The 10,605-nt window shown below is 32.1% G+C and carries 13 protein-coding genes and 1 tRNA gene; 8 read left to right on the top strand and 6 right to left on the bottom strand.

The genetic code is table 11. The features are described 5' to 3' along the window. Positions 1 to 212 precede the first annotated feature (212 nt). Both EK417_RS08445 and EK417_RS08440 read right to left on the bottom strand, forming a co-directional pair. Positions 213 to 1,109: a hypothetical protein gene (locus EK417_RS08445; RefSeq protein WP_136521899.1), complete on the bottom strand. Its 897-nt coding sequence runs from the start codon at positions 1,107 to 1,109 to the stop codon at positions 213 to 215. 66 nt (positions 1,110 to 1,175) lie between these two features. Further along, positions 1,176 to 1,814 (bottom strand): hypothetical protein, encoded by a 639-nt coding sequence (locus tag EK417_RS08440; protein WP_136521898.1) that lies wholly within the window; start codon positions 1,812 to 1,814, stop codon positions 1,176 to 1,178. Between the two features lie 86 nt (positions 1,815 to 1,900). On the opposite strand from EK417_RS08440, the gene EK417_RS08435 reads away from it, so the two are divergent. The 5 genes from EK417_RS08435 (at position 1,901) to EK417_RS08415 (ending at position 4,712) form a co-directional block, all read left to right on the top strand. Then, a complete protein-coding gene (locus EK417_RS08435) occupies positions 1,901 to 2,197 on the top strand; it encodes a hypothetical protein (protein WP_136521897.1) in 297 nt (98 codons plus the stop codon). Between the two features lie 22 nt (positions 2,198 to 2,219). Continuing rightward, on the top strand, positions 2,220 to 2,567 hold the full coding sequence (locus EK417_RS08430) for a hypothetical protein (protein WP_136521896.1): 348 nt from the start codon (positions 2,220 to 2,222) through the stop codon (positions 2,565 to 2,567). Positions 2,568 to 2,658: 91 nt separating this feature from the next. Continuing rightward, the gene (locus EK417_RS08425; protein WP_136521895.1) at positions 2,659 to 3,897 is read left to right on the top strand and encodes an AbiH family protein; all 1,239 of its coding nucleotides are present in this window, start codon (positions 2,659 to 2,661) and stop codon (positions 3,895 to 3,897) included. Positions 3,898 to 3,913: 16 nt separating this feature from the next. Further along, the gene (locus EK417_RS08420; protein WP_136521894.1) at positions 3,914 to 4,312 is read left to right on the top strand and encodes a surface-adhesin E family protein; all 399 of its coding nucleotides are present in this window, start codon (positions 3,914 to 3,916) and stop codon (positions 4,310 to 4,312) included. Positions 4,313 to 4,322: 10 nt separating this feature from the next. Next, a complete protein-coding gene (locus EK417_RS08415; RefSeq protein WP_136521893.1) occupies positions 4,323 to 4,712 on the top strand; it encodes a hypothetical protein in 390 nt (129 codons plus the stop codon). A 91-nt stretch (positions 4,713 to 4,803) separates the two neighbouring features. Here EK417_RS08415 and EK417_RS08410 read toward each other — a convergent pair. Then, positions 4,804 to 4,883, bottom strand: a tRNA-Leu gene (locus EK417_RS08410). 93 nt (positions 4,884 to 4,976) lie between these two features. Next, complete coding sequence (locus EK417_RS08405) at positions 4,977 to 5,744, bottom strand: MBL fold metallo-hydrolase (protein WP_076597509.1); 768 nt, start codon at positions 5,742 to 5,744, stop codon at positions 4,977 to 4,979. A gap of 54 nt (positions 5,745 to 5,798) precedes the next feature. On the opposite strand from EK417_RS08405, the gene EK417_RS08400 reads away from it, so the two are divergent. From EK417_RS08400 to EK417_RS08390, 3 genes are all read left to right on the top strand, one after another. Beyond that, positions 5,799 to 7,226: a hypothetical protein gene (locus EK417_RS08400; RefSeq protein WP_047432722.1), complete on the top strand. Its 1,428-nt coding sequence runs from the start codon at positions 5,799 to 5,801 to the stop codon at positions 7,224 to 7,226. Between the two features lie 12 nt (positions 7,227 to 7,238). After that, on the top strand, positions 7,239 to 7,688 hold the full coding sequence (locus EK417_RS08395) for an XrtF-associated fRMsr-like GAF protein (RefSeq protein ID WP_076597498.1): 450 nt from the start codon (positions 7,239 to 7,241) through the stop codon (positions 7,686 to 7,688). A gap of 132 nt (positions 7,689 to 7,820) precedes the next feature. Beyond that, a complete protein-coding gene (locus EK417_RS08390) occupies positions 7,821 to 8,417 on the top strand; it encodes a hypothetical protein (protein ID WP_136521892.1) in 597 nt (198 codons plus the stop codon). A 49-nt stretch (positions 8,418 to 8,466) separates the two neighbouring features. Here EK417_RS08390 and EK417_RS08385 read toward each other — a convergent pair whose 3' ends face one another. Together EK417_RS08385 and mgtE are read right to left on the bottom strand one after the other, a co-directional pair. Beyond that, the gene (locus EK417_RS08385; RefSeq protein ID WP_076597500.1) at positions 8,467 to 9,201 is read right to left on the bottom strand and encodes an ABC transporter substrate-binding protein; all 735 of its coding nucleotides are present in this window, start codon (positions 9,199 to 9,201) and stop codon (positions 8,467 to 8,469) included. A gap of 26 nt (positions 9,202 to 9,227) precedes the next feature. Further along, complete coding sequence (gene mgtE, locus EK417_RS08380) at positions 9,228 to 10,550, bottom strand: magnesium transporter (RefSeq protein ID WP_076597501.1); 1,323 nt, start codon at positions 10,548 to 10,550, stop codon at positions 9,228 to 9,230. Positions 10,551 to 10,605: the final 55 nt, after the last annotated feature.

The following is a 10,605-nucleotide window of genomic DNA, read 5'->3' as shown; positions in this document are numbered from 1 at the left end:
TTTCCAGAATAATTTTTTAACTTACACAGTTAGTGAGACACTACCATTTTGAATATACCATTTTTAGGGACTGCTCTTAAATAAAGCTCCTAATTTAGGAGCTTTTGTATTATATAAATTTTTCAGTCGTCACTTCCTCAGACTTCTCGTTTCTTCAAAACGCTTGTCATTCGTTGCTTCTTTGTTCAAAATTTTTTATTTCTTGAGATTTTTTACGCCGTTAAAAATTCCTGAATTTCCACATTTAGATCTTCGAGTGTAGTTAAATAACTATTAATGACATTAAAATGAGCCTGAGTAAGAGCTTGCATATCTAGATAAGCGGAATGTGCATCATTTGCTATATCAAGAACCTCTATGGCAATAGCATCTCTTGGAACATGATTCTTTGATAATTCAATTATAGGTAATAAAAAATTTTCATCAATTTTATTATGACTAGCTGTTGATGTGTCATCATTTGCAATATCAGCTTGTGTTAATATAAAATATTCTTGCATGAATATATCATCAGCATTATAAGCCCATTCTATTCTTCCAGCATTTTCTCTATAGTTAACGGCTCTCAAGTTAGAAAATTTAAAAAATTTTGTGTACAAAATTTGTCTATAACCATTTTTGAATTTTGTCTCATGAATGTTATATTTTGAGATAAAGTTATTTAGTTCTGATCTCAAATTTTCCAAAATTGTATCATTAGAATACAAACTAGCTAGCAGGTGATTTAAAGTTCTTATTTCCTGATCAGATCTTTCATTATATAAGGTTTTTACTTTAATAAACTTCAAAAAGTTAACTTGAAGTGTAGGATTGATTTTTAATCTGAAATCTTTGTTTTCTATATATTCTTTTAAAAAACCAATTTGTATTTGAACACTATTTTGTAATTCTAGTAGACTGTTTGTAAACAATTCATTTTCAGATTTTATATTTCTTGCCTCTTCTGAGGCTTTATCATCTTTATCTCTTTTATATGTTTTTTCACCTAAATAATATGCAAACCAGATACTTAAAGATGTTATAGCTATTGAAGAAAAAAGTGATAGCCAACCGAACCAGCCAGGAGAACTACTTTCAAATTCTCCGAATTGAAAATTTATTAATGACATTTAATAGAGTTTTATGGTAATTAATTTAAATTATTAGCATTTTAATTTTGTTTGTTGCTTATTTAGTTAAAAAAATCCATTAATTCCAGTAAAAGGATCCATACCATTGAAAGACATAAGTGTTTCTATATTTTCTTCAACGCTATTATATATAAGAGATTCGATAGGAAGATAGCTTGATTTGTGCTCTGAATTTCCTTCAAAAATAAATATCGCATTTAGCTTATTAAAATTGAAAATAAAACTACTTTTATTATAACCTTCATGTTTTATCAATTTTCTTATTTTATTTGCTTGGCAATCAGTATTATATAAGTCTGCGAATCCATGATCTCTTTTTAGGATTGTGAACATATTTTTTACAATTTCAATATATCTTATGTTTTTCTCCTCATCTGTTTCTTTAGATAAAATAAGGTTATCAATAATTTCTTTTAATTGTGTTCCTGATTTCGCTACGTTTAAGTGAGCCCCAATAAAGTTATAGTCTGCCTTTAAGTATTTGGAATTTATCCATCTTTGTTTATTAATGAAAATATGATCTTTTAAAATATTGATGACCATATACGAATTATCTTCTTTATGCAATGTAAAAACATTTATCTCATTGTTGTTAAAACCCTGGTCAATTAAAAGTATGCAGTATTCTTTTAAGATTTTGTGTTGATTATCATTAAAGTTTGTCCATGTTAAATCTAAATTCATGATATTAGTTTTAGATGTTTTATTGCCAATTTACAACATCTTCTTCATTATATTAAATTTTAACAAACTTTTCCGTAAAAACACGGATGAAAAATCAACATTCAAATATTAGATTTGTTTATACAAAAAAACAAATTATGGGCGATATTAAAGAAAAATATACTTTAAAAATTATACATGTGGCAAAAGAAATTGTACTAGAAGGTAATATAGATCACATGAATTTATTTAAGGAAAGTTTAGAGAAAATTTTTAAAACATCTTCACCTTTTTTCGAAATAACAGATAAAAATAAGGATAAACATTTATTACCGTTAGAGTTTTTGAAGAACTATTGTTTTTCGATTGAAAAAACTCCTATAACAAGGGTTAAAATTAGATAAAGTATAAACTAAATAACATATAATGAATCTCACACCTTTTCAATTACAAATTTTTGATTTTATAAATGCTTACAGAATCGAAAAAAGCAAAATAAGGGATCAATACGTACAGGAAATAAAAGATCTTGCAAAGACCAATTCTCATGAAGCCAAAGTTCTTGCTGTCAAACATAAAATTAATTTAGGATTATATTATATTGAAGGGATAAACAAAGCTTTAGAAAAAGTACCTATAGATTTAAACTTAAAGATAACTATTGCAAATGGTGTTGAAGTTTCTAAGCTGGATCTTGTCAAACAACTATTATTAACAGATGTTGATAAGCTATTCGTTGAAAATTTTGATAACGAATTAAAAGGAACTATTTGAAAATGAATCCCGCCAGAAAGTGGGATTTTTGCTTTACTAGAAACCGTAAAAATGTCTTACAGCTTTTTTATATATTTGGAAAAACTAAAACATGAATAGACTCATTATTATTGGTAATGGTTTTGATTTGGCTCACGGATTACCTACTTCATATGGCTCGTTTTTAAATTGGATTTGGAAAAACTTTGATAAATCCGTTACTGATGATCTTTTTAATTGCTTATTTCATATAAATAATAACTTTTTCTTTCCAAAAAGTTTTAATTCATATAAAGACTTTTATAACGAGGTAGAAAATCAATTCAATGCCCCTGACTATTTAGTGAAAAATTCAGATTATGGAGATAAATCATTTCAAATATTTTATAATGGATATAACGATAATGAAGAATATGCCATTTTTGAATTTAGGAACAAATTATTTGAATTAATCACTGTAAATAATGTTGAAAATTGGGTAGATATTGAGAAAATTTACTACGATGTTTTAATTTCAATTGTTAATAGGGATCATAAATACAGGGCAATAAAAGACGTTAAACAGCTAAATAATGATCTTAGAGAAATTAAACAATTGCTGGAGCATTACCTTTATACTGAAGTTGAATCAAAATATAATTTTAAAAAAGACTACAGTAATTTTGATTCCATTATTGATCTTTTTGAATATAAATTTAAAAAATTAGGTTTTAATGAAGATAATGATTTCTTTTTGGAATTTCCTCCGGATTTTAAAAAAAGTTTAATTCAATTTGACAATCATTTTAGAGTAACTTCAACTGTACATTACAGTAACATATTTTTAGATTTCAATTACACGTCAAATATTCAAAACTATATAAATGTTTTAAGCAGAAAAAATCGGGTTAGTTTTGGAAATTCTATACATATTCAAATTCATGGAAAAATTAAAGATAGTTCAAATCCTATTAATTTTGGATTTGGGGATGAAATGGATCACCACTATAAGGTCTTAGAAAATACAGGAGATAATGATTTTTTACAAAACATAAAATCATTTATGTATTTTAATAACTCTAATTATAGAAATTTATTAGATTGGGTAGAGAATGATGCTTACCAAATTTACATTATGGGTCATTCATGTGGTCTTTCAGATAGAACATTACTAAATACTTTATTTGAGCACAATAATTGTAAGTCAATTAAAATTTTTTACCATCAAAAAGCAGATGGATCTGATAACTTTACAGAATTATCTCAAAATATTTCCAGACATTTTAATAAAAAATCTGTGATGAGAGAGAAAGTTGTAAATAAGAGTCTTTCTAAACCATTGCCTCAAGATGTTATATATAATTTAAAATAATAAAAAACTTAAAACCATGAAAAATTTATTATTTATCTTTCTTTTATATCCTTTTCTCAGCTTTGCACAGCAGGATTGGGAATATGCTGGCAAAGATTCTGACAATGCTTCCTATTATGTTAAAGATATAGTGAAAAAAGATTATTCACAAAATATTTTGTTCTGGGTTAAAATTGTAGAAGTTGATAAAATTGTAAAAACAAAAAAAGGCAGTATCAATAAAAAAGGAGCCATTACTATGCAGAAGCTAGAAGTAAATTGTCGAGAGAAAACCATTGAAATAACTTCATCTACAAAATATAATTCAGAAGGTAAATTGATTTCTTCAGATAGAGGAAGTTATGTCCCTGAACCCGCTGTTCCAGAATCTATTGGAGAAATGATTTTGCTGAAGGCCTGTTCTTTAATTAATTAAATTTTATACCATGAAAAAATTACTCTTTATATATGTTTTATTTTGCTTACTGTCTTGTGATAAGATATTTAAGAAAAAGTATTACGTAGAAATCGATCAGAATCAGAAAAATGAAATTTTAGGAAATGATTTTAATACAAAAACAGAAGAATTCAGAGCTGAAAATATTAATGAGGCTTACAAAAAGGCATATTCTAGCTTTATGATAAGCAAAGAGGTTGCTGAAGGAACCCGAAGTAGTGTCTTAGATACAGATGTATTTGGATTTAGGCTTTTGGATGAAAACAAAAAAAATATAACTTATTTAATTCCTGAAAAAACAAAAGATTTTATACATATAGTAATAAATGAATTAACAGCTCATATTTCAAAGGATTTAAAAAAAGGTATGAAAAAATAAGAAAATTATTTATATAAAATATTGAGCCACCCTTTTGACCACCCTAAAAAATAAAAACCTCTGAAAATCAAATGATTTCAGAGGTTTTTTGTACCCAGGACCGGGATCGAACCGGTACTCCTAAGAACTGGTGTTTGAGACCAGCGCGTCTACCAATTCCGCCACCTGGGCTTGATGTTGATTACAAACATGACGTTTGTTTCAAATTGGTGTGCAAATATAGGAACTTTTTTCAATGTTCAAAAGCTTTTTGAAGAAAATATTTTAAAAATTAAGTTCCAAACCATCGTAGGCAAGATGTATACCGGCTGGAAGCTCCTTATCTTCAATATCATGCAGCCCTAAATGGTGGCTTATGTGGGTTAAAAATAATTTTTTAGGTTTTAATTCTTCAAACAGTTTAATAACATCGGGAAGAATAAAATGGGCAGGATGAGGATCAAATTTTCTGATGCAGTTTAAGATCAGAATGTCCAGATCCTTCAGTTTTTCCTTCTCTGTTTCAGAAATGTAACCTGCATCCGTAATGTAGGCCAGCTTTTTAAACTTATACCCAAAAACAGTAATCTTATAATGAATGACTTCCACAGGAGTAATTTCTGTCTCCAGTACCTGAAAAGGTTTGTTTTCTATTTCATGAAGCTCAAAAGCGGGCGCACCGGGATATTTTACATCTGCAAAAGCGTAAGGAAACCTGTTTTTTATTTCTTGAGCCACTCTTGAATAGCAGTATAACGGAACATCTTTTCCACTTTTAAAAATCAGTGGCCGCATATCATCCAGCCCAATCACATGGTCATTATGTTCATGGGTAATCAGCGCAATGTCTACGTTATGTTCATGGTTGGCAAGCATTTGCTGCCTGAAGTCCGGACCGCAGTCTATCAGTATTTTTTTATTTTCCTCCGTAGTGATTATCACGGAAGAGCGTAAACGTTTGTCTTTGGGATTTTCTGAAGTACACACTTCGCATGTGCAGCCTATAACAGGTACACCTTGAGAAGTACCGGTTCCTAAAAATTTCAACTTCATTTTGTTTTGAGGTTGGTTTAATTTTGGTAAATTTACAAAAAATTTCATGTCCTAATGTATCAGAAACTAACTCCTAAACAAAAAGCATTAACAATTAATCTAGATCCTACTATTTATGGTACTTTCGCAGAAATTGGAGCAGGGCAGGAGACTGTTCGCCACTTTTTTAGAGCAGGGGGAGCTTCCGGTACGATTGCTAAGGCAATGTCTGCTTATGACAAAGATTTTAGTGATGCCATCTACGGAAAGGAAGTAAAAAACAGGTACGTTACCCAGAACAGGCTTCGCAAAATGCTTCGATATGAAGTAGCTTTGATTGAAGAGAGAATCTCAAGAGATAATAATCCGGATAGAAAATTCTTTTCTTATGCCAACACGGTAACTACCATCAATTTTGACAAAACGGTAAAAGGCCACGGCTGGGTGGGAATCCGTTTTCAGACCAAAGAAAATGAAGATTACAATGAAATCGTTATCCATGTAAAATTCAAAGAAAATGATGCTACTCTTCAGCAGGAAACTTTAGGGAATCTGGGAGTAAATCTTATTTTTGGAGCTTTTCATTATTTTGACAATCCAAGAACTTTGGTAGAATCTCTTTACGATGATATTGCAAAAGATAACCTGGAGATTGATATGATCGACTTCAGCGGACCAGCTTTTGCGTATGTTGACAACAGACTGATGTCTCTTCAGCTGGTAAAGAACGGAATGACCGATGCCGTGATCTTCAATTCTCAAGGGAGCAACATGCTTCCGGCAGATGTTTTATACAAGAAAAATATTTTCGCGGTAAGAGGAAGTTTCAGACCGGTGACCAAGGTAAACATTGATATGCTTAAAAATGGTATGGATATGTTCTTCAAAGATGCTACCTGCACCCATGAAGAAACAGAAGTTCTTATCGAAATTACCATTTCCAATCTGAGAGCAGACGGAGACATTGATGAGAGAGATTTCCTGGATAGAGTAGATATTCTTGCAAAGCTGGGGTATACTGTTATTATTTCAAACTTCTCTGAATATTACAGACTGATTGATTATTTTGCCTCTTATACAAGTGGTGACATCGGAGTAGCAATGGGGGTAAATAATATGCTGATGGTATTCGATGAAAAATATTATAAAAATCTTTCGGGAGGAATTCTTGAAGCATTCGGGAAGTTCTTCAGAAATGGAATGAGAGTATATCTGTATCCTTACAAAGATCCGGAAACTCATCAGTTATTAGATTCTTCCAACCTGAAAGTGGAAGAAAATCTGAAAGAATTATATAAGTACTTCAAACACAACAACCGTATCGTAGATATTACCAATTATAATCCTGAGTTTCTGGAAATTTATTCCAGAGAAATATTGAGAAAAATTGCATGTTGTGTGAAAGGCTGGGAAACCCAGGTTCCGGAAGGCGTAGCAGAAATGATTAAAGAGCGTGGAATGTTCGGGTATAAAGAAGAACTTTCCCTAAAACAATTCTCTTAAAATATAAATACAATGTCAGAATTAAAAAAAAGACTTTCCTCAATTCTCGAAAGTCCTAAACATAATACAGAAGAAAAACTTGAAAAAGTCTGCCACCTTTTGGATCAGGAAATTCCTTACTTCAACTGGACGGGTTTCTATTTCAAAAACGGAGATAAGGATGAATTGATTTTAGGTCCTTATGTAGGAGCACCTACCGATCATACAATCATTCCTTACGGTAAAGGAATCTGTGGTCAGGTTGCAGTTTCCAACGAAACATTTGTAGTTCCTGACGTACATGAAGAAAGTAACTACTTAAGCTGTTCTATCGATACGAAAGCAGAGATTGTAGTTCCTATTTTTAAAGATGGAAAAAATATTGGCCAGATCGATATTGATTCTCATACCATAGATCCTTTCACGCAGGAAGACCGTGAATTACTGGAATGGCTATGCAATGAAATTGCAAAAATTATATAAAAAGCTAAATGTTTTGTAGATAAAATATTTGTAAAAACCGTTAAAACCCCTATTTTATAAGGGGTTTTTTCATGGCTTTAATCTATTATTTTATTAGAACTTCGTTGTACTAACTAATAAAAATATAACGTCATGAAAAAAATGTTAACTCTTTTACTTTGTTTATTTCTTATATATGGAAATGCACAAAAGATTAAAACCCAAAATCTGGGGATAGAAAAAAGAACTCGTATCACAGAAGGAGGTTCGGTACAGATGTCTGTGAGATGGGGCTGGAAGAATATATGGCCTTTTTGCCATAAAGATGGTTTATTTTGTAGAAAAGTTCAGAAAGCTAACGAAGAACCTGCTATTGATCAATTAATTGTGGATGAAACGATCAATACAATAGACATAGAACAGATTTCTGAAAATAAAATTTTAATCAAATCGATGCGCATTGCAGGAAATGTTTCGGATGAATTGGTAAAAAAATTTGAAGAAAAAGCAATTCCTATTGAAACAAATGAGCTTTCTTTAGATGGGCTGAAACCTTATTTTTCAAAAATGAATATGGAAATTCAAAGTGAGCCAGTAGTTTTCACTCCCGAAAATCAAAGATATGAAGTGGATATAGTAAAGGAAAATGAAAAATCCATGAAAGTCATCAAGGTATATCAGCAGTCAAAAATAAATATCAATAACAAGCCTTTTATTCTGAATATAATAACTTCCAGCAGAAAATTTTAGTTTAAACGATCAGATAACCATACTAATGTCTTGCCCATAAAGCAAGGCATTATTTTGTATAAGCAAATTGAGAAACCAATTCCCTGAAATATTCTTCACATTTCGCAATGTGCGTCCCATACCAGGAAAAAGCTTCACCATCCACTATTATGATTTTTTTATCAGGATAAAAAGCCTTTAGTTCCTCAATATGCTTTTCTTTAAACGGAAATGGTTCAGACGAAAGCATAATGACATCGGCATCTGCAAGATCTTCAGTAGTGATTTGAGGATAACGGGTCTGGTTTTTAAAAATATTTTCAAAACCAATTTCAGTTAAGATCCTATGAATAAAGGTATCCGAACCAATGGTCATATAAGGGTTCTTCCAGATAAGATAAGCAGCTTTTACTGGAATATCCAGTTTGGCCTGATTCAGAACATCATAGATTTTAAGATTAAACAGCTGTGCTCTGTCTTCCTTTCCGAAGAGCTTTCCGAGATTCTTAAGCAAATAATAATTGTCCTCAATAGTGTCGATATTAGTGACCATTACTTTATAATCATCCATCAGAACTTCCACCTGATCTTTTACATTTTCTTCCTTATTGGCAAGAATAAGATCCGGCTGTAATACTTTAATCTTTTCAATATTAATATTTTTTGTTCCGCCGATTATGGGTACATTTTTTATTTTATCCTGAGGATGAATACAGAATTTTGTTCTTCCTACCACTTCATTTTCGGTCAGTCCAAGGTCAAATAAAGCCTCAGTAATAGAAGGTACAAGTGAAACGATTTTCATATTGGCATGTTAGATGATGCCTAAAATTACAAAAGTTTTCCGGTTAAGAAAAGTCCGGCTACGGTAAAATAGATAATAAGCCCTGTAACATCCACCAGCGTTGCTACAAAAGGAGCAGATGAAGTAGCAGGGTCAAGATTCAATTTCTTTAAGACAAACGGGATCATGGAACCTGATAATGTTCCCCACAATACAATGGCAATCAGGGAAACAGAAACACTTAACCCTACGTATACCCAATACTGTCCGTAATCAAACAGGCCTATCTGCTGCCAAAGCATAATTCTGACAAATCCGATAACTCCTAAAATTGCTCCAAGACATAATCCGGAGATAATTTCTTTTTTCATTACATACCACCAATCTTTCAGACTGATTTCCTGAAGAGCCATCGCTCGGATAATCAAAGTAGCAGCCTGTGATCCGGAATTTCCGCCACTGGAAATGATCAATGGAACAAATAGAGCAAGAACAACCGCTTTTTCAATTTCCTTGTCAAAATATCCCATTGCAGAAGCAGTCAGCATTTCAGAAACAAATAAAATGATCAGCCAGGTGGCTCTTTTCTTGATCATTTCTGTCCATGAAGTCTGGGTGTAGGGAAGGTCCAATGCTTCCAATCCCCCAAATTTCTGGATGTCTTCCGTGTTCTGCTGTTCAATTTGATCCAGAATGTCATCTATTGTTACAATTCCTACCAGAACACCAGCTTCCGTAATAATGGGAAGCGCACCACGGTCATATTTTTCGAAATAGGTTACCGCATCCTCTTTGGAAGTAGTGGTGGTAATAGCTACGAAATGATTGTCTGTGATATCAGAAACCAAAGTGTCTTCCTCTTCCAGCAGTAATGTTCCTATGGCAAGGTCATCAATCAGGCGGTTTCTTTCGTCTACCACGTACAGGTAGTTCATGGTTTCCACCCTTTTTCCTACCTTTTTAATCTGCTGAAGACATCTTTTTACCGTCCATTCCTTACGGATCTGGATATAATACGGAGTCATCAGACGGGCAATAGAATCCGAATTGTATCCAAGAAGTTTTAACGCAATCCTTCTTTCCTGAGGGTTAAGATGGTTGATGGAGTACTTAATCAGCTCATCCGGGAAATCCTCGAAAAGAGCAGTTCTGTCATCCGGAGTCATTGCATTCAGGATTTCGGAAACTTCATCGCTTCCGATACTTCTGATGGTATCTTCCTGAAAATCAGGATCAAGATGTGAGAAAACTTCTGCTTTGTATTCTTTCGGAACCTTCAGGAACGCGAGCAGCCTCTCGTCAGCAGGAAGTTCGCTGAGAGTTTCGGCAATATCGGCAGGGTTAAAGATAAGTTCGTCTCTAGAATTCAAAACGTGAAATTTTTGGATATGCAAAAATAATTCAAATTTTTAAGACTGAGTAATA

It is taken from the genome of Chryseobacterium candidae (assembly GCF_004916905.1).
Classification (GTDB): domain Bacteria; phylum Bacteroidota; class Bacteroidia; order Flavobacteriales; family Weeksellaceae; genus Chryseobacterium; species Chryseobacterium candidae.
The sequence above is the reverse complement of the archived record's forward strand: the minus strand, read 5'-3'. Positions and strand labels throughout refer to the sequence as shown.